We start from the raw sequence: 19,121 nt of genomic DNA on the forward strand, positions 1-19,121 counted from the left end.
AAACAGCGGACTGGTAACGGTCCGCTGTTTGGGCGATCGCAGTTTGGCATACTGTATTCTTCATTCAATGCTGGAGAAGGTCTTGACTTTGAGATTAAACCTAAAGGAGGTTACGAGCCATGACACTAGCCAACTATGATTCGATGAGTCTTGTCTCGATCGTTCCAATTTGACGGGGCGAACGATCGGCATAGATCCAAGCGATCCGAAATGGGAGGAAAAGTTGGAAAAAAGGCTTCGTCACTCAACCTCAGATACAGCAGAATCGAGTTAGGACAGCACTCTAAACCCAATATCCGAGCGGAAATAAGCTCCTTCAAAGCGAATCTCGCGCACAGCTCTATAGGCTAATTCGAGGGCGGCCTGCAAGGTTTCTCCCCGTCCAGCCACCCCCAATACGCGCCCGCCATCAGTCACAATCGCACCCGTTTTCCCGCTACTGGCAGTCCCGGCATGAAACACTTGCGCGCCAGTGGCCGTTGCGGCCTCTAAACCGGCGATCGCCTTTCCTTTCTCATAAGCCTGCGGATATCCCCCCGACGCCATCACGACACAAGCGGCATAGCCGTCGTGCCACTCTAACCGCACTTCATCCAGCCTTTCCTCAACACAGGCCAACATCACTTCCGCCAAATCGGATTTGAGTAAGGGCAAAACCACCTGCGTTTCGGGGTCGCCAAACCGGCAGTTGAATTCGATGACAGATGGCTCCCCCTCGGGAGATATCATCAAGCCCGCATACAAAATGCCTTTGTAGGTAATGCCGCGATCGCGCAATGCTGCCAACACCGGCTCGAGCACCTGCAATCGCACCCGTTCCATCACCTCTGAAGACACCACGGGCGTGGGGGCATAAGCCCCCATTCCCCCTGTATTGGGACCGGTATCCCCTTCTCCCACCGGCTTGTGATCCTGAGCCGCAATCATGGGCAGGATCCGTTTGCCATCAGTAAACGCCAGCACTGAAGCCTCTTGACCCATCAAACAATCTTCAATCACCACGGGGCTGCCTGCAGCCCCGAGGCTACCGGCAAACAGAGATCGAACGGCAGCGATCGCCTCCTCGCGCGTTTGGGCCACTGTCACCCCTTTCCCCGCCGCCAAGCCGTCTGCCTTCACCACAATAGGGGCGGATTGGGATTCTAAATAGGCGATCGCCGAGGGCTCGTCCTCAAAAACGCTGCCCCTAGCCGTCGGAACGCCAGCCTCTAGCATTAGGTCTTTAGCCCAAGCTTTGCTGCCTTCCAACTGCGCGCCAGCTTGGCTGGGACCGAAGACCTCGAGACCGGCAGCGAGAAACCGATCGGCAATTCCAGCTACTAAAGGAACTTCTGGGCCGATGACTGCGAGGCCAATGTTTTGAACAGTCGCAAACCGCACGAGTCCATCAATATCGCTGACCGACAGGGGCAGCAATTGACATTTGGGTTCTCGGGCAATACCAGCGTTGCCAGGAGCGCAATAGAGTTTCGTCACGGTTTTGGATTGGGCCAGCTTCCACACCAGAGCATGTTCGCGCCCGCCAGATCCCACCACCAACACTTGCATGGCTCGGGTGTCCTCTCGATCTTCGTAGGACTATTACTGTACTGGGATTTCTCACAAAATGGGCGCTAGACTGGCTGGATTCGCTCTGGAGGGCTGCGATCGCTGGGATATTGACCGGACAGAACGGGATCCTATTCTGGCAACGAACAAACTATGACTGGGCAATCGAGGAGGCGATCGCCGTCACTAACACCATGGCCAACACCACCAACAGCAAGCCAAATTGCAGTGAAAACAACTTGTGCAGCTCTTTTAGGCCCATCATTAAATTGTCGATGTCGTGTCCTTCAGTCGTCACAATTTGCTGAAAGGATTTGGCAGCTTCTCCCGTCCAAATACCAAACAAGATTGGGATGAATGCTTGCAAGCTGCTAGCTAGAAACGGAGTGAAGACGCGAAACCGAAGCGCTGAGGCCGTGCCGCTAGTCAAGATGGCGATTCCGAGCACGATCAACGCAAGGCTGAGATAATGCATTGCCTGGGCCAGTTTTCGCAGCGTTTGACTTTCGGCAGCATTGAATTCGTAACGACTTTCGTTCACGCCTAAACCTCTTTGAACCGATCGGACGGGAGTACCCGATCACCAAGGATTGTAGGGGTTCCCCAGCAGGAATGCCGCCGCCCGCATCTGCGAAGTACGGGGAGGCTGCAGGCTGATAGACTGGGGAGGCAGTTTTTTGTCGTTTGGGCAAACCTCGGGGCGATCGCGTCTATGGTTTCCTTTCTATTAGAGGTCGGAACGGAAGAACTTCCGGCTAGTTTTGTTCGCAGCGCGATCGCGCAGTGGAGAGAGAAGATTGCTGCTAGCTTGGCTGAGGTCAATTTAGCAGCGGGTCGAGTGCAGGTGTACGGAACGCCACGTCGGTTAGCCGTTTACCTGTCCGACCTGCCCGAGCGCCAACCCGATCGCGCTGAAGAGATTAAGGGTCCACCCGCGAGCATTGCCTACAACGATGGCAAACCCACCCAAGCCCTCTTGGGATTTGCCCGCAAGCAGGCGATCGATCTCGATGCGATCGCATTGCGAGAAGTGGGTAAAAAAGGCAAATTTGTCTTTGCCACCAAATATATTGAGGGGAAGTCCACGCCCGAACTCCTGCAGCAGTTGGTCCCTCAGTGGATTGCCGGATTGGAGGCCAAGCGAGCGATGCGATGGGGCAACGGCGAGTTTCGCTTTCCCCGTCCGATTCGATGGTTGGTGGCGCTGTGGGGCGATCGCGTCCTCCCGCTCGAAATCGAAGCTGTCAGCTCCGGCCGCACCAGCCAAGCCCACCGGGTTCTTCATCCCGAGCCACTAGACATCGCCAGTCCCGAAGCCTATGTAGAAACCCTCAAGTCAGGTTTCGTGCAGGTCGATCGGGAGCAGCGACAGGCATCCATTGTGGCGCAGGTGCAGGCCGTGGCAGAAACGGCCAACAGTGTGGCTTCTATGCCTGCAGACCTCTTGGAAGAAGTAACCGATTTGGTGGAATGGCCGACTGCGGTATTGGGCTCGTTTGAAGAGGAATTCCTAGAATTGCCGGTGCCAGTCATCAAAAGTGTGATGGTGGAACACCAGCGATATTTCTCCCTGCATCCGGCAGATCGGCCCGCAGAACTGGTGCCGTACTTTATTACCATTTCGAATGGCGATCCCGCCCAAGCGGAGGAAATTGCTGCCGGGAACGGTCGAGTCATTCGAGCCCGATTGGAAGACGGGCGATTTTTCTATAACGAAGATCGCAAACAACCGTTAGATGCCTTTGTCGATCGACTGGAGCAAGTTACCTTCGAACAGTCACTGGGGTCTGTGCTGGCCAAGGTGAAGCGCATCGAGCAGATTAGCGGCTGGATTGCACGGCAGCTCCAATTGAATCGAGGCGACACAGCGGATGTCTTGCGCGCGGCCCATTTGTGTAAGGCAGATTTAGTTACCCAGATGGTGTACGAGTTCCCCGAAATGCAAGGGGTCATCGGTCGCGATTACGCATTGCAGGGGGGGGAGTCTGCTGCAGTGGCGGACGGGATCGAGCAGCATTATTGGCCTTTGGGGGCAGGCGATCGCCTGCCGATCGCCCTTGCGGGTCAGGTGGTGGGGCTGGCCGATCGGATCGACAGTTTGGTGGGCTTGTTTAGCATCGGCAAGATTCCGAGCGGGTCGAGCGATCGGTTTGCGTTGCGTCGCGCCGCCAACAGCATTCTCTCAATTGCGTGGCAGGCCGATCTCGAGATCGATCTATTGGCGCTGTTCGTCGAGGCGACATCTACCTTTGCCAGCGACCCCCCCGCAACCTTCAATATCTTGCTCGAATTCTTTGGGCAGCGGGTGCAAACGCTTCTGCAGGAAGACTTTGGTCTCGATTACGACTTGATTGATGCAGTGGTCGAGCCGACTAACCCCGAGAAGGTACGGCGATCGCTGCAAGACTTGCAGGGCACGCTGCAACGGGCGCAGTACCTGCAGCAACTGCGCCGAGGGGGTACGCTAGAGCTGCTCTATCCCACCGTTAACCGCACCGCCCGTTTGGCAGAGAAAGGCGATTTAGCGGCAGAAGTACTCGATCCGGCAGCAGCAGTGGATGCGTCGCGCTTGCAGGAACCAGCAGAAAAAAATCTCTTCGCAGCTAGCCAATCAATCTATGCGCGGGGACAAACGGCAGTCCGCGAACAAAACTACACCATTCTGGTGCAGGCGCTGTTGGAGGCCGCTCCAGCAGTCGCAGCCTTTTTTGATGAGGTCTTGGTGATGGATAAAGATCCTGCGGTGCGGACCAACCGCCTAAACTTATTGTGCGTTTTGCGCAATAATGCGGGATTACTAGCGGATTTTGGTGCGGTGGTGATGGCTGGAGAATCTTGAGCCCTGCAGTGCTATTGACGATCGCATCGGCGATCGAGTTGTATCATTCATATCGAGACGTAAATCGTTTATGCAAGTTGAATTTCGGGAATGCAATTGGTCGGATCTGTGGATTTGGTTCGAATTTCCACAAGCACCATTGGAAATGGATAAGCAATACCTAGAACAGGTCTTGGAGTCTTGGTACACGGTGGGAATGTTGGGGGGATACAACGCCAGCACCCTGCAGGTGCAGGAGGCGGGGTTAGAGATTAGCCATATGGAATACGATACCGAAGGCGATCGCCTGCCCTCGCTAATGCACAATATGGGCTCGATGGAATATGAAGGGAATTGGGGGCGCTGCTGGTTCGATTTAGGCACAGCGGATGCGTTAGCTTTGGATGTGTTGCTCAATGCAGTTCAGCGGCTCAGCTTGGAATATGTCGATATCGAGCGGGTGATTGTGGGCGGTCAAAGTGAAACTTGGCCAATTGCTGCTAGCGATCGCAGCTCCACTGCCCATTTAAATTGAGAGCGCTGGGATTTCCCTCGCCCACAAAAAGCCCCGCTCGAGCGGGGCCGGTAGGACTTAAGCAGGGAAATGGGAGGAACGTCGCCGAAGCACTCAACCTTTTTTAGGGCATATGGGAAACATATCCCCGATCGACCAAATAAGTCAAAACTTTATGCACCGACTCTTCTACGAGCTCTTCGCGGGTACTCAGTACAATCTCGGGATTGACAGGAGGCTCGTAGGGATCGCTTACGCCTGTAAAATTCTCGATCTCGCCAGCATATGCCTTTGCATATAAACCCTTCACGTCGCGGCGGGCACATTCTTCAATCGGACAATCCACAAAAATCTCGATGAAATTGGTCGTTTCTGCCCGAATATCGTCGCGGGTTTCGCGGTAAGGGGAAATGGCTGCTGTAATCGCAATCACGCCGTTTCGAGAGAGCAAACCACCGACAAAGCCAATACGTCGGATGTTGGTATCTCGATCCTCTTTGCTAAAGCCCAAGCCCTTACTGAGATTTGTGCGGACGATGTCGCCATCCAACACCTCTACCTTACATCCGGCCTCTTTCAAAGCCCGGGCAACGGGCATCGAGACCGTTGATTTGCCCGATCCCGAAAGACCGGTGAACCACAAGATAAACCCCTTATGGGTTACGGTCTGCTTGGGACTTTCAACAGCTACAGTCACAGTTTGGCCTCGTTGTGGGTACTATCAGTGGTTGAGGTCGGATTTATTGCCTTAGACCAGATCTTAATATTTTTTCCCTATTTCGGGTAGATCGATTTCAGGTTTTGTCGAGACTGGAAATCAGTGCTTTCTCTATTGACAAGCAACAACCACCCCAAAGATCGGCAAATCTGCGCTCGCATCTCTCCCGCAGAACTCGGGCTGATGGCAGCTCTGCATCGTTTGCCTACAGGGGAGCAATTCCGGCGCAGTCGAGAATTTTCGGGATGAGGTGCTCCGCCTTGACTGCCATTAGATGAACACCTCGGCACAGTTGACGAGCCAACTTCACCTGCTCGGCGGCGATCGCTACCCCCTCCATTAACGGATCGGCAGCCTTTTCGAGACGAGCGATGGTAGCATCTGGGATTTTGACCCCCGGCAGGTACTTGTTGATAAAACGGGCATTTTTAGCCGATTTGAGCAAAAAAATTCCCACCAGAACGGGTTTGCCTAAAGGGTTGGCGATTTTTTCCACAAACAGTTGCAGGCGTTCGAAATCCGTAATCAGCTGGCTTTGAAAGAACTCGGCCCCAGCCTGTACCTTGCGATCGCAGCGGCGCTGCAAGCTACTGAAATTGGGATGCTGCGGATCGACGGCTGCCCCCGGAAATAAAGAAACGGGACCGTCAGGTAGCGGTTTTTCGTTGCAGTCAACACCGCGATTGAGCTTGCCAATTAGCCCCAGCAATCGGACCGCTTCGAGTTCGGATACCTGTCGCGCATCTCGGCAGTCCCCCAGTTTTACCGGATCGCCAGTCAGGGCCAGTACATTCGGAATCCCGAATGCCGCTGCCCCCATTAAGTCCCCCTGTAGGGCGATACGATTGCGATCGCGACAGGCCAGTTGCATCACCGCTTCCACCCCCGCCTGTTGAATCAGTGCCGCCGCCGCTAGGGGGCTCATACGAGCCATTGCCCGACTGGAATCGGTCACATTGACGGCATGAACCCGACCCTTGAGAGCCTTTGCCCGAACCAGCATATGGCTCGGATCGCCTCCTTTGGGGGGGGCAACTTCTGCTGTCACGAGGAATTGACCTTGCTGAGCTGCCAACCTGAGTTGAGAAGTGGAGGGGGTTGAATCGGAATGGGGCCAGTTCACAAGTTGTCGAGTGAGATAGGTACGATCGAAGTTCTAGCTGCAGCTTTGGGAAGCCGTTCAAACAAATTTTTCCTACTGCACCTTGACGCGATCGCAGGTTACTCCATCGACGCGCAGTGAAGCGGGAGATTGAGGCAATTGGCGAATGACAGCGATTCTTTCTGAGGAGGCTGTCGATTCGTTCCAGCATTCTATCGTCAATCGGTATAGCCCCCGAGGGGAAATGCATTCATCCAGCAAATACAACTTGGCCGAGATATCGATCGCAACAGCGGGAAATCAACGGATGGGGTGGTGCAAGGTGACTAATTTCGTGCCGTCTGGGAACGTCGCTTCCACTTGAATTTCTGGAATCATTTCCGGGACTCCCGGCATCACGTCCTCCCGCGACAAGATCGCCAACCCCTCACTCATCAGGGTGGCCACTGACTTGCCGTCGCGAGCCCCTTCTAAAACCGCCGAGCTCAGTAGAGCGACCGATTCGGGATAGTTGAGTTTGAGACCGCGATCGCGCCGATCTCGAGCCAGTTGACCGGCGAGATAAATTAACAGCTTGTCTTTTTCTTGGGGGGAGAGATGCATGTCGTTAAAGTCTGGATGCAGCGCTGCGGTAATCCTACCCCGTTTCTTTCAGGCTGCACGGGGCCTAGCTGAAGACGAGTCTGGGGGATGCTATGCGTTTGGGTCGCAAGCTTTTAGCATGGAGAAGTTTGCATGCGTTTGCCTTGGCAAGCGCGGGAGTGGGGACAGGCATGGGTCGAGATATTGGTCTATTGGTGCTCGATATTGACGGCACGATCGCCGGGGACAGCAACGAAGTCTCCGAACCAGTACTCAATGCAATTGAGGCGGTGAAATCCAAAGGCATTCGAGTGGCGATCGCCACTGGGCGCATGTACCAATCGGCAGAACGCTTCTATCGCAAGATTGACTCCGACATGCCTTTAGCGGCCTATCAAGGGGCGCTGCTCAAAGATCCCCGCGACGGTAGAGTCCACCACCACCACCATTTGCCTTTAGAGATGGCTCGAACCCTGTTAGCCCAGCTAGAGCAACATTCCCTCGATGCCATCCACCTCTACATCGATGACGAGTTGTATATTCGGCAAGCCAACCCCCTCAGCGATTGGTATGCCGAACGGTCCCGCGTTCGCTTGAACTATTTGGCTAACCTCGACACAGACTCTCTGACCGCCCCGCCCACCAAAATTCTCGGCATGACTCGGAATACTGAGAAGATTGACGAGTTGTTGGCACAGATGCGCGATCGCTTTTCACCCACAGAGTTGTATCTCACCAAATCGGTCCCCACCTTCTTTGAAGCCGCTCATCCGGGGGTTAACAAAGGGATCGCTGTGAAATATATGGCAGAGGATCTACTGGGATTGCAGGCCGAGCGGGTGATGGTGGTGGGGGATAGCCACAACGATATTGAAATGCTGGGTTATGCCGGTACGGCGGTGGCGATGGGTAATGCCCCTGCAGACGTGCAGGCCCATGCCAATTGGGTGGCTCCGGCGATCGAGCGCGATGGTGTAGCCGCTGCCATTGAAGAATTTTTGCTTTAGTTGGCGAGCATTGCGAGGTCTGGAGATTATCCGACCGAGCTCGCCCGTAAAAAAACCTGAGGTCGATGGCTCTGTCTGGCCCCCAGCCCCAGCCCCTGTCGAACTGACGTTAAAAAAAGCTCGGCGATCGCCGCGCCCTCTCAATCAATTAGCCCCAAAGGAGTCTACAAAGGAGGCATGTCCAAAATGTTGGGTCCCCAACCGGGGGCAACCTCAGCAGCCTTGAGGATAAACGCTTCTAACTTCAGAAGGGTAATGTCGTCCATCCAGGCGTCAGGTACCTTGCGGCACTCAAAGCTTTCCTCAGAACCGTCATAGGCGATCGGTTCCCGCTGGAACTCCATCAAGGCTGTCAGGTTCGTCCTGGGGGGATTCGCCCCAGCTAAATCATCCATCGATAGAGTCACGGTCGGATTGGGCAACGTTGCCCCCCCCACATGACAATTGATGCAATTGCTCTCGAACAGCCGCTTGCCGTCGCTTAACTCCTCTGCTGTCACAGTCACCATTGTCCCTTGCGCATCCAGCGGCAACTGAATGGGGTCGCGGACGTGGAGATAGTGAACAACATAGTTATCGAGTTTGGCCACCGCCTGCGCTGCACACTGCAGCAGCAGGACAATAGCTAAAAAGAAGGCGGCAACAGTTTTCATAAACCTTGACTGACGCGAGGATAGGACGTTACTCCTTGAGTCGCCCCCAAGAAGAGTCGTGGGCGACGTTCTTAGACTTACCCCAGCCGGGAATCACTTTTGCCTGCTGCAGGATGTGAGCGGCAATGAGTTCCACATCGGATTCCGTCAAGCCGCGCATCTCAATATAGACATCGTCCATATCGAGATTGGGATGGAATTCTGCTAATGACTCCTGCCCGTCGTAGGTGGTGGGGTTCTTGACGTAATCCACAATGCCCTCAACGGTGTCGCGGCGGGGGGTAGCGTTTGCTAGATCGTCCAAACTCAGAGCGATATCTGGATTGGTATAGGTCGCGCCAGCAATATGGCAGTGGCCGCAGGTGGGGTTGAACAGAGTTCGACCTTTATCTAACTCCGCCTCGGTATAGGTTTTGGTTTCAGTGGCGTTGTACTGAACCGTGCGATCTTCTGGGGAGAAGGTGACGGCTAGCGCGGGAGAGAAGCTGAAACCGGCCAATAGGGCAAAGACGCTCGCTAATAGCCAGGTGGCGATCTTCTTAAACGGTGCCAATACGCGAAACATGGTTCTCCTTCAGACAGCTAAAAATTATCAAAACAGCATTGCTCAATCAGTGGCGATGCCTGCGATCGCCCGCTCGAATATTAAAACAATAAATCATTTTGTAAAGCACGAGATCGTCGTTCTCAGATTCAGCCCGCCAGATAGCCGAGATCGAGCCTAAGAGCGCTCCTGCGGTCGGAATTGCTTTTGCGATTCCAAATTAAACAGAACCTGCAGCGAGCGCATCGCAGCGCGGCGGGCTTCAATGTCTCGCTGCGCTCGCAGTTGCACCATCGGGTCGTGCAGGATTTTGTTGACAATGCCGCGAGTGAGGGCGTCAATCACTTCTAAATGCTTTTCAGCAAACTCTGAGCCCAAGCGAGACAGAGCTTTCTCCATCTCCTGCGCCCGGATAGTCTCCACTTTATCGCGCAAGCTACTGATCGTAGGCACGGTCTCCAGCGATCGCCACCACTCGTAGAAGGTGTCGACCTCCTCCTCCAACATCGCCTCGGCTTTTTCTGCCATTTTGAGACGATAGGCGCGGTTCTCTTCGACTACGACGGACAGATCGTCCACGTTATAGCAGTGAACGTTGGGCAATTCCTCGACATCTGCAGCAATATTGCGCGGTACCGAGATATCTACCATCGAAATGAGGCGATCGCCATCCAACAAGGGCTGTAGGCACTCTCTGTATAACAAGGGCTCGGTTGCCCCCGTGCCAGTAAAGACCAGATCGGCTCGGGCGACACACTCGAGCAGCGCTTCAATCGGCTCTACCGCCATCTCGACATCGTAATGGGAGACGAGCTTTTGAGCCTTCTCCAGCGATCGGTTGATGACGGTAATACGGTTGGCTTTCTTGGCAATCAAATGGGTCAGCAGCAGGCGGCACATCTTGCCTGCACCTACCACAGCAATATTGAGGTCGATAAGACTGCCTTGCTTGGCTTGCATCAGTTCCACAGCTGCCGAGCTAATGCTGACCGCACCAGTACCGATATCTGTGTCGGTGCGCACCCGCTTACCGGCTGTAATTGCAGACTTAAACAAGCGATTGAGAATGCGACCCATGCCCTTACTGCTTTGCCCCACCCGCTGGGCGGTTTTCACCTGAGCCAAAATTTGACCTTCGCCCAGCACGAGGCTATCTAGACCGCCAGCCACCCGCATCAGATGCATGATGGCGTCTTGGTAGAGCAAAGTGAATAAGTGGGGGCGGATCTTGGCCAAATTGAGTTGCTTGAATTCCGCCAAGAACTGCATCGACTCTCGAACGCCACTCTCCATATCGCCGGTCACGATATAGACTTCCAGGCGATTGCAAGTGCTCAGGATGGTGGCCTCTTCAATATGGGGATAGCCGCAGAGTGTGGCGATCGCCTCTTCAACCTGGGATTCGGGGATACTGAGTTGTTCTCGAATTTCAACTGGGGCAGTGCGGTGGCTCAAACCGACAACAGCAATGAACATATCTTTCCCTATTTCCTCCCTGAGAACAGATGTCTTGGCCATCGGCTGTACTTAACACAATTGCAACCGCGCAGCCACCCCAAACGACGCTCTACCTAAAATCGATGCGTTCGACATCTTGATGAGTAGAGAGCGCAGAGTAGAGTGGAGGCTTCAACCCAGACAATAACAAAGCATGAAACGTTTTTTTATTAGGCCAGCTTTTAACAAGCGTACCTGAGTATTAATCACAGTATCGACCCAGAAGTGGCGGAATTGGCTGAAGAGTTGTTACAGTTTTAGGTCTCATTTTTGTTTACATTTCGAAATATTTTTGCCTTTGCACAGCAACTCCTACACGTACGGGGCGAGTCAACCCCTCAACTCCAGAGGCGATTGGCCGGATCGATGCAAAGACAGCAGATATCTGACGATCTGCTGTCTTTGCACGGGGAAACCGGTCAGTTCTTGCAAGATTGCCGCAGGCGCCTGAATCGATAGCGTCGAGAGATGCCTCTAGCGCAACTGTAGGTAGTTGGGCAGATGCTCTTTGACGTGGATGGTGTCCACAAAGCGGACGGTTTTAGACTGACTGGAAATAACGAGAGATTCGGTGCGAATGCCACCCTTGAATAAACGAACGCCGCGCATTAAATCGCCGTTGGTAATGCCGCAGGCCGCGAATAGCACTTCCTTGCCACTAGCGAGTTCTTCGGCTTCGTAGACTTTATCGAAGTCCTCAATGCCTTTTTCCCGCAATTCCCGTTCGGTTTCTTCCATCGAAGGCAGATAGGTACCAGCCTTGACCACCTCGGGATCGTAAATCAGACGACCTTGGAAGTGGGCACCCAGGCAACGCAGGGCAGCGGCAGAAATAACCCCTTCGGGGGCAGCACCAATTCCCATCAGAGCGTGAATGCCGGTACCGCTGAAGGCAGCGGACAGGGCTGCAGAGATATCGCCATCGGAGATCAGGCGAACCCGAGCACCCGTTGCGCGAATGTCCGCAATTAAATTGTCGTGGCGGGAGCGGTCCATCACGATCACAACTAACTCTTCAACCGAGCGATCCAAGCAGTCAGCGATAATCTGCAAGTTTTTAGCGGCAGGGTAGTCGATATGCACTTTGCCTCTGCACTGAGGCGGTGCGGCCAACTTCTGCATGTAAACGTCGGGGGCATTGAGTAGACCGCCCTTTTCAGAGATGGCCAGCACTGCCATGGAGCCGTTGCGACCGGTGGCAACGAGGTTAGTTCCTTCGCAGGGATCGACGGCAATATCGATTTCGGTCAGTTCTTCGAGTCGGCAAAACTCGGCAGCATTGGGCTGGGTACAAATGCCGACTTCCTCTCCAATGTAGAGCATGGGAGCTTCGTCGCGGGTGCCTTCGCCGATCACAATTCGACCGCGCATTTGAATTTGGTTAAACCGCTCCCGCATTGCCTCGACAGCAGCTTCGTCAGCCTCATCTTTTAGCCCCGTCCCCATCAACTGGGCGGAGGCGATCGCCGCTTGTTCGACGACCTCAATAATTTGCAATCCTAATGTGTTGTCCACTGTTCCTCTCTCAGATGCTCTAGCAAAATCGGAGATCGCCTCAGGCGATCCCTGCGGAAATACCTCGTTCAGTTGCGTCAACCGATCGGCTGTTAGTCCAAGGATTTAGTGTACCAGTCAGGGGCTTGTTGTAGTGTTGCAGCGACATTGGAATCGTTACGGCAAATGGAGTGTGTGGAGGAGCTGCTGCTCGGAGCCAGCGAAGGTTGCCTCCAGTAATTTTCGCTACAATCGCAATTGCAGCAGGCTTTTGGGGTACTACTAAGGTGCGCGGCTATGCAGCACAGCCTTAACTCTGGCCTTGTCTATCAGCGGCGGCGATGGTGGCAGTCAGCAGAGCGACATCGATGGTGGCCGTTGATTGCAAGCCTCGATTGCGACCCTCGCTCGATCGTTCGTGTCGGGCGACCCATTGAACTCCTCAGTTAGATTGTGGCATTGCCCGGCACTTTTGCGATCGGGCAGCATATTGGTTAGAAATCACTGTTCATGCAAACTTGCTACTGTCTCAATCCCAATTGCTCTCAACCGCAGAACGAGCGAGCGGCGACCCACTGCGCCACCTGCGGCATGAAACTACTCCTGCGCGATCGCTATCGGGCTTACAAGCGGCTGGGGCAGGGGGGATTTGGCACTACCTTTTTGGCTCGCGATCGCGATATGCCGTCGCAACCCTGGCGAGTGATCAAGCAGTTGCGCGTTGCCGATGCGTCGGAGCAGGTAGCAGAGCTCTCCAAAGAATTATTCACGCGGGAAGCCCAAGTCTTGGAAAAGCTGGGGGAGCATTCTCAAATTCCCACACTATTTGCCTACTTTGAAGAAGGCGGTCACTTTTACCTCGTGCAGGAATTTGTTCTGGGTACCACCCTCTCGAATGAGTTGCACCGCAACGGACCGATGTCAGAGGAGCAAGTACGGCAGGTGATGCAAGAGATGCTGCTGATCCTGAGTTACGTCCACAGTAAGAACACCGTTCATCGCGATATCAAGCCCGCCAATCTAATTCGCCGCAAAGAGGACCAGCGGCTGGTGCTGATTGACTTTGGGGCTGTTAAACAAATGGGGATCGCGGGCATGGAAGAAATGCCCTCTTCTGTGACAGCAATTCGATCGCTCGGGTTTTCTCCCCCAGAACAGGTGTCGGGGCAAACGGTGGGGCCAGCCAGCGATCTCTATGCTTTGGGGGCCACCTGCGTCAATCTACTCACCAAGCAATCTCCGACCAAATTTTACGATCACCAGTACGGCTGCTGGACCTGGCGCGACACACTGGAGCTGAGCGATCGCTTCGCCGAAATTTTAGAGCGGCTCTTACATCCGTCCATGTCCGAGCGATACGAGAGCGCAACAGCGGTGCTGCGAGCATTGCAGCAGGCCAACGGCGACACTGCTGCCATTCGACGTCCAACCGCCACCTACGCTTCAGCCGCACCGACAAAAACGCCCAATAGCATTCCGATTTCGCAAAATTGGTCGGCCCGTCGGATCGACAGTGGATTTCAGCCAATTTCTCCCTACCGCGAGGAGCAACCAACGGTATCCAAAACCACCTTAGTGAGGGTAAATGGTCGCCAGCGAGGGGCCATCGGCCACAACAGTGACTCTCCCACTGGTTTTGGGCAGGTTAACGGGCGCCGCACCGCTGAGGTCAAACCTCCCTCCACGTCTTTAGTAGGGGCCGATCTGCGCGATCGCAATATGGCAAAGCAAAACTTGGCGGGTGCAAGTTTGCGCAATGCTAATTTGTGCGGTACCAACCTCTCGGGGGCCGATCTGCGCGGCGCGGATTTGCGAGGGGTGCTATTTACCGGTGCGCCCCCCGCTTGGAAGCAGATCGCGTTTCGAGTGCTGGGGGGCGCGCGCACGCTGGCTGGTATGCTTGGCGGACTGTTGTGCTTGCTGTTGGCAGTTGGGGCTGCAGGGGCTGCAATCTACTTTCTGACCGGCAACTATTTGCTGGTGGGAGCAGCCGGATTGTTTGCCGGGATTTTATCCGGTTGGTATGTTTGGAGGTTTACGGGCGATCGCTTGGGACTCTCCCATCTCAATTCAGAGGAACCGCAGCGATATACGCTGCTGAAAGGGACTGACTTGCGCAAGGCAAAACTGGATGGTTACTTTCGCCAACATGCCAAGCGCCAGGGGGCAGTGCTGAAGTAGTCCTCTAAAAGCGTACGGGAATTTGATGGGCGGCCAAGTCGTCTTTGATTTGTCGGACGGATAGTTGGCCGAAGTGGAGTAGAGATGCCAGGAGGGCAGCTTCGGCTTTGCCCTCGGTGAGGGCTGCGCGGATGTGGGTGGTGTTACCTGCCCCCCCCGAAGCGATGACGGGAATTTCAACTGAGTCGGCCACTTGGCGGGTGAGCTCGAGATCGTAGCCTGCTTGGGTGCCGTCGGCGTCCATGCTGGTGAGCAGAATTTCGCCTGCGCCTCGGGCGGCCATCTCTTTGGCCCAGGCGATCGCATCTAACCCTGTGGCCTCGCGACCGCCTCGCACGTAGACTTCCCAGCCAGCTTCGTCTGCCCCTGTTTTGCGGCGGGCATCGATCGCTACCACAATGCACTGTTGGCCGAATAACGTACTGGCTTCGCTGACGAGCTCGGGGGTGCGGACTGCGGCGGAGTTGATGCTGACTTTATCGGCTCCAGCTCGCAGCAGGTCTCGGATATTCTCAACTGTGCGGACGCCCCCGCCGACGGTGAGAGGGATAAAGACTTGTTCGGCGGTGTGCCGGACGATGTCGTAGAGGATGCCGCGATCTTCGTGGGTGGCGGTGATGTCGAGGAAGACCAGTTCGTCGGCTCCGGCTTCGTTGTAGACGCGGGCCAGTTCGACGGGATCGCCCGCATCGACGAGGTTGACGAAGTTAATGCCCTTGACGACGCGACCGGCATTAACGTCTAGGCAGGGCAGAATGCGTTTGGCTAACATGGCGAGCGATCGCGACAGCAGTAGTTTGAGTGTGGCATATCGCGATCGCGCGGCGGATCTATAACGCGATCTCGAAAACAGGCAGAATTCTGGGCTGATTGTCGAGCTGACCCACTTGTCGGGCTCCCATGCGCTCGTAGAACCCGGCAGCGTTTGGAAGCGATCGCAGGATTCCTAAATCGAGTGGGCACATTAGGGTGTCTACACTGCACACCCATCTGAAGTGCGGGTCCCTGCAGGCTTGCAATCCCAACTGGAGCAGAAGGTCGGTCTTATGTCTACGGAACAAATCAGAGCGATCGTGGGCCTCTCAACGGCTTTGCTAATACTGATTGCCTTTAGTCTGCTGACTTAGAGCTGTCCAAAATTATTTGACAGCTAATCGGGATCGCAGACAAGAGCTGGGGCGATCGCTCAACTACTATTGGAGAGAGGGGCAGCTTGTCCCCCTTCTTCTAACCTGTCAAAACTGCAATGCCCGAGACCAATCCCGCGATCGATACAGAAGCGCTCATCATTAAGCTGCGCCGCAAGCAAGGCAACTGGGTGGAGTGGGGAGAAGCCTGCCAGCACTTGCAAAAGGCTCAATTCTCCCCCCAACAAATCTTTGAAGACACCGGCTTCGAGCCCATCCAGCAAAATCAAATCATTGTCGCCGCTCAAGTCTTTCGATCCATCGAAGCTGAAGCTGCTCCTGCCTCTGTGCTCGACCATTTTGGCATTCGGGGTAGCGATGTCTTGTACGAATTAAGATTGCTGGCCCAGGGCGATCGCGCTGCTGCTGCCGAACTCGCCCTCAAACACAATCTCGAGTTCGAACAAACCCGCGACGCAGTTAAAGCAATCAAAGACTACGCTCGCCTCAAGCAGCTTCCCGAGGGTTACGATTCCAGTCCGGGCGATGCTGTGGCATATCAAAGTTGGCGTTTGACGCGGCAAAAGGAAGATCTGCAAGCCCGATCGCGTCTCATCGCACGCGGCCTCCAATTCGCGACAAGTGATGCCGCTCGCCAAGCGCTCGAAAAATTATTGACCGACTTTACGACAGTCAAAGCCCGTCCGGCCCCTCGCTTGCCTCTGTTTCGATTGGAATCTGAAGACGAATTGCCCCTGATTGTGCCGGTAGTCGGTCGCATGCCTCTGAGCAAAGCCGATTTACAATCTGCCCCGATTGTGGAACCGGAGGGGGCATTCGGCCTGGTCAAATTCTCGGGCAATGGGGCTTGGGTAGCACTGCCCGGTTGGCAGGTGTTGATGAGTGCTGCAGATGTAGTGGCGATCTTGGCTGATGGGGAAGAGTTAGCGGATTTTCCCAGCTATAGCGATAAACGCTTGGCGGGAGAACTCTTAATGGCGATCGATCGCGACGATCGCAACTGGCGCGATGATGGCTATTTCATGGTGGAGGAGAAGCAGCAATTGCGGATCGTTTGGCAGGAGACCGAGCCCGACCTGCCGATCCTCGGTCGCCTGCTCTGCGTTCTGCGTCCGAAGGCTATCTTGGACGAGAATCTAGCCAAAGATCCCTGGCAGATTGATGAATAGGTGGGCAATACACTAGACAGTTTTGCAGATCGGTTAGTTGGCTCGCGCGCAAAAAGTGCTTCATGGAAGACCACTTCCAAAAGTAAGGTCTATCGATACGACAATCAACTCCAGCTCCCACATCAGGAAGAACAAGAGCAAATCGCGGGCGGCGAAGACGCCTATCTGAGCGGCAAACAGTATCAACACTAGGGCAAAGAAAAGACTTGCCTTTTGCTTCACTCGACACGCCGCCCAAATAGCGAAGGTATTGACGAATCCAGCCAGAAGCATCAAAGGCATGGAAATGCCGTCTGCTGCCACCGCCCAGTTTAAGCTCAGTGCGGTATCCAGCGATAAGTTTCGGCAAGCTGGTACCCAGACTGAGCGATGTCGTAGTGCCGCACCAGCAGTCTCTCGGCCAGTTGGAATTCTGGCAGACCCCCCTTGCGACTAGACATCAAGAGGGCGAGTTAGCGATCGAGGGCTTGCTTCATCTTGTGCCAACTCCACAGATTGCGCAGGCCGAGCAAGAGAAAAATGCCACCGGGAACATAGGTGGGAACCTGCGCGCTATTGAAGGGCAGCGTAGTGCCGCGCACGAGCCCGTCCAGAATGAATTCGAGCCCCAGAATCGTAAAGGATAGGGCCACGATCGACAGGGTTCTCAACAGCCAGGGAGGAGGGGGTAGGGCGCTGTCTTTAAGCTTCAGCTCGGGGTCGGGCGGCGAGTCCGGTTGGGTCGCCGGTCGAGATTGCGATCGCTGATTTCGTCCCACCACCATTCACCCAGTGACCGGCACCATCATATCAGTGGGCTGACTCGATGCGCTCTCCTGCGATCTATTGCGCTTTCGGGACCGAGAACGAGTGCCCGAGCCCCGTAGAAGCTGAGCTTCTCTGGGATCGGCCATACTAGCAGCTTGATAGTTCCAGCTTGAATCAGGCGCTGCACGCGATCGCGTGCTGTTGTTTCTGGAATATCTATCCGTTTAGCAATGGTTGTGTTTAGCGATGACTATTACCGCCATCTGTCCGTCTTCTCGCAGAAATTCAATAATTTGCCGATCCGATCTGATGTCATCAGGCTCAAGCGCTGAACTGGAACGTTTTGTAGCAGGCATGAAAGTCTGCGATTTCATTAAATAAATTACCTCTGAAATAAGGGAATCTTAATCAGGCGTCTATATTTCTAACTTTGTAGCATATATATCAATATGGATTTGTCGAATCCGCTATGTTGTATCCATCTTGTAATTCAAGCTAATTGAATATAGCCAAATGCCTGGTTCTCTTGTCTTCTTTGTGTTTGAGCAAGACAAGGAATCGCAGTATCCAGAAGTCCAGTCGTCAAATTCATCCTTCAACTATGAATAAGCTTGCTCAGACTACGGATCGACCTGTCTTGTGGGAGGAACTGACTTGGGAAGAAATCGCGGCTCTACGAGAAAGCGGACGAGACTTAGTCATCTTGCCGATAGGCGCGACGGAACAGCATTCTCTGCATCTTCCCGTCGGTGTAGATACATTTTCCGTCATGGCTGTGGCTGAGGGAGTATCGGCCATGACAGGTTTTCCCGTGCTGCCGCCTCTAGCTTATGGCGTTTCCCTAGGCCATACTTCAAAATGGCCTGGAACTATTTCCCTTCGCCCTGAAACTCTCTCTGCCATAGTTTTAGAGATTGCTGAGTGGATTGTGAACGCTGGATTCAGCCGACTGGTGATACTCAATGGGCACTATACCAACTGGGCACCTCTACGATGTGGTTTAGAAAATATCCGTCACCGATATCCATTGCTTAAAATTGCTCTTCGTTCGCTCTGGGAAATCTCCTCCAACATCAACGAGTTATATCAACAGGACGCAGCTAATTTCCACGCTAACTGCGCTGAAACATCCGTCATGATGGCGGTGAGGCCAGACTTAGTGCAGTCTGAAAAAGCAAAAGATGAGCCCGATCGCTCATCCCACTGCTTTTTTTCTTACACTGTTGCTGATGAGAGTGTTTATGGTGGGGTTGGCAAACCGAGTGATGCAACAACGCAATTTGGACGAAGACTTTTAGACGCTTGTATTGAGACTCTCAGTCAGCAGCTCAAAAAGGCTTTAGTAGAAAAAACTCCTCTGGAAACAATGCCACCAAGCGTACCGATGACCTAATAGGCT

At 54.2% G+C, this 19,121-nt stretch carries 20 protein-coding genes; 6 read left to right on the top strand and 14 right to left on the bottom strand.

The features are described from left to right. Positions 1-270 precede the first annotated feature (270 nt). Both purD and SYN7336_RS04245 read right to left on the bottom strand, forming a co-directional pair. On the bottom strand, positions 271-1,548 hold the full coding sequence (purD, locus tag SYN7336_RS04240; protein ID WP_017324680.1) for a phosphoribosylamine--glycine ligase: 1,278 nt from the start codon (positions 1,546-1,548) through the stop codon (positions 271-273). A gap of 151 nt (positions 1,549-1,699) precedes the next feature. Beyond that, positions 1,700-2,089 (bottom strand): hypothetical protein, encoded by a 390-nt coding sequence (locus SYN7336_RS04245; protein WP_017324681.1) that lies wholly within the window; start codon positions 2,087-2,089, stop codon positions 1,700-1,702. Positions 2,090-2,260: 171 nt separating this feature from the next. On the opposite strand from SYN7336_RS04245, the gene glyS reads away from it, so the two are divergent. Together glyS and SYN7336_RS04255 are read left to right on the top strand one after the other, a co-directional pair. Then, the gene (glyS, locus tag SYN7336_RS04250) at positions 2,261-4,387 is read left to right on the top strand and encodes a glycine--tRNA ligase subunit beta (protein WP_017324682.1); all 2,127 of its coding nucleotides are present in this window, start codon (positions 2,261-2,263) and stop codon (positions 4,385-4,387) included. Positions 4,388-4,457: 70 nt separating this feature from the next. Next, on the top strand, positions 4,458-4,901 hold the full coding sequence (locus tag SYN7336_RS04255) for a DUF3531 family protein (protein ID WP_017324683.1): 444 nt from the start codon (positions 4,458-4,460) through the stop codon (positions 4,899-4,901). Positions 4,902-5,004: 103 nt separating this feature from the next. Here the strand turns inward: SYN7336_RS04255 and cysC are convergent, their stop codons facing one another. From cysC to SYN7336_RS04270, 3 genes are all read right to left on the bottom strand, one after another. Then, positions 5,005-5,577: an adenylyl-sulfate kinase gene (gene cysC, locus SYN7336_RS04260; RefSeq protein ID WP_051039752.1), complete on the bottom strand. Its 573-nt coding sequence runs from the start codon at positions 5,575-5,577 to the stop codon at positions 5,005-5,007. A gap of 226 nt (positions 5,578-5,803) precedes the next feature. Next, positions 5,804-6,721 (bottom strand): methylenetetrahydrofolate reductase, encoded by a 918-nt coding sequence (locus tag SYN7336_RS04265; protein ID WP_017324685.1) that lies wholly within the window; start codon positions 6,719-6,721, stop codon positions 5,804-5,806. Between the two features lie 279 nt (positions 6,722-7,000). Continuing rightward, entirely contained in the window at positions 7,001-7,303 is a 303-nt protein-coding gene (locus SYN7336_RS04270; protein WP_017324686.1) for an urease subunit gamma, read from the bottom strand. A gap of 92 nt (positions 7,304-7,395) precedes the next feature. Between SYN7336_RS04270 and SYN7336_RS04275 the strand changes: the two genes are divergently transcribed. After that, complete coding sequence (locus SYN7336_RS04275) at positions 7,396-8,289, top strand: Cof-type HAD-IIB family hydrolase (RefSeq protein WP_227498597.1); 894 nt, start codon at positions 7,396-7,398, stop codon at positions 8,287-8,289. 164 nt (positions 8,290-8,453) lie between these two features. On the opposite strand, the gene psbV2 is transcribed toward SYN7336_RS04275, so the two are convergent. From psbV2 to glpX, 4 genes are all read right to left on the bottom strand, one after another. Further along, a complete protein-coding gene (gene psbV2, locus SYN7336_RS04280; RefSeq protein ID WP_017324688.1) occupies positions 8,454-8,942 on the bottom strand; it encodes a photosystem II cytochrome PsbV2 in 489 nt (162 codons plus the stop codon). Positions 8,943-8,970: 28 nt separating this feature from the next. Then, positions 8,971-9,507, bottom strand: a complete 537-nt coding sequence (gene psbV / locus SYN7336_RS04285) for a hypothetical protein (protein WP_017324689.1) — start codon at positions 9,505-9,507, stop codon at positions 8,971-8,973. 156 nt (positions 9,508-9,663) lie between these two features. Continuing rightward, positions 9,664-10,962 carry a glutamyl-tRNA reductase gene (locus SYN7336_RS04295; RefSeq protein WP_017324691.1) on the bottom strand — a complete coding sequence of 433 codons (1,299 nt, stop codon included), beginning with the start codon at positions 10,960-10,962 and terminating at the stop codon, positions 9,664-9,666. A 495-nt stretch (positions 10,963-11,457) separates the two neighbouring features. Further along, on the bottom strand, positions 11,458-12,498 hold the full coding sequence (glpX, locus tag SYN7336_RS04300; RefSeq protein WP_017324692.1) for a class II fructose-bisphosphatase: 1,041 nt from the start codon (positions 12,496-12,498) through the stop codon (positions 11,458-11,460). A gap of 489 nt (positions 12,499-12,987) precedes the next feature. Here glpX and SYN7336_RS04305 point away from each other — a divergent pair, with 489 nt between their 5' ends. Further along, on the top strand, positions 12,988-14,658 hold the full coding sequence (locus tag SYN7336_RS04305; RefSeq protein ID WP_017324693.1) for a serine/threonine-protein kinase: 1,671 nt from the start codon (positions 12,988-12,990) through the stop codon (positions 14,656-14,658). A 4-nt stretch (positions 14,659-14,662) separates the two neighbouring features. Here the strand turns inward: SYN7336_RS04305 and hisF are convergent, their stop codons facing one another. Both hisF and SYN7336_RS32605 read right to left on the bottom strand, forming a co-directional pair. After that, complete coding sequence (gene hisF / locus SYN7336_RS04310; RefSeq protein ID WP_017324694.1) at positions 14,663-15,430, bottom strand: imidazole glycerol phosphate synthase subunit HisF; 768 nt, start codon at positions 15,428-15,430, stop codon at positions 14,663-14,665. 58 nt (positions 15,431-15,488) lie between these two features. Beyond that, complete coding sequence (locus SYN7336_RS32605; protein ID WP_255346704.1) at positions 15,489-15,623, bottom strand: hypothetical protein; 135 nt, start codon at positions 15,621-15,623, stop codon at positions 15,489-15,491. Between the two features lie 281 nt (positions 15,624-15,904). On the opposite strand from SYN7336_RS32605, the gene SYN7336_RS04315 reads away from it, so the two are divergent. Further along, positions 15,905-16,975, top strand: a complete 1,071-nt coding sequence (locus tag SYN7336_RS04315; RefSeq protein WP_017324695.1) for a RuBisCO accumulation factor 1 — start codon at positions 15,905-15,907, stop codon at positions 16,973-16,975. Positions 16,976-17,035: 60 nt separating this feature from the next. Here SYN7336_RS04315 and SYN7336_RS04320 read toward each other — a convergent pair whose 3' ends face one another. The 3 genes from SYN7336_RS04320 to SYN7336_RS04330 are packed head-to-tail and all read right to left on the bottom strand — an operon-like array spanning position 17,036 to position 17,733. Then, complete coding sequence (locus tag SYN7336_RS04320) at positions 17,036-17,278, bottom strand: hypothetical protein (RefSeq protein WP_017324696.1); 243 nt, start codon at positions 17,276-17,278, stop codon at positions 17,036-17,038. A 14-nt stretch (positions 17,279-17,292) separates the two neighbouring features. Further along, complete coding sequence (locus tag SYN7336_RS32610) at positions 17,293-17,415, bottom strand: hypothetical protein (protein WP_017324697.1); 123 nt, start codon at positions 17,413-17,415, stop codon at positions 17,293-17,295. A 12-nt stretch (positions 17,416-17,427) separates the two neighbouring features. Next, positions 17,428-17,733 carry a hypothetical protein gene (locus SYN7336_RS04330; protein WP_156820022.1) on the bottom strand — a complete coding sequence of 102 codons (306 nt, stop codon included), beginning with the start codon at positions 17,731-17,733 and terminating at the stop codon, positions 17,428-17,430. Between the two features lie 590 nt (positions 17,734-18,323). Here SYN7336_RS04330 and SYN7336_RS04335 point away from each other — a divergent pair. Further along, positions 18,324-19,115: a creatininase family protein gene (locus tag SYN7336_RS04335; protein ID WP_017324699.1), complete on the top strand. Its 792-nt coding sequence runs from the start codon at positions 18,324-18,326 to the stop codon at positions 19,113-19,115. The last annotated feature ends 6 nt before the right edge of the window (positions 19,116-19,121 follow it).

It is taken from the genome of Synechococcus sp. PCC 7336 (genome assembly GCF_000332275.1).
In the GTDB taxonomy this organism is placed as follows: domain Bacteria; phylum Cyanobacteriota; class Cyanobacteriia; order Thermostichales; family PCC-7336; genus PCC-7336.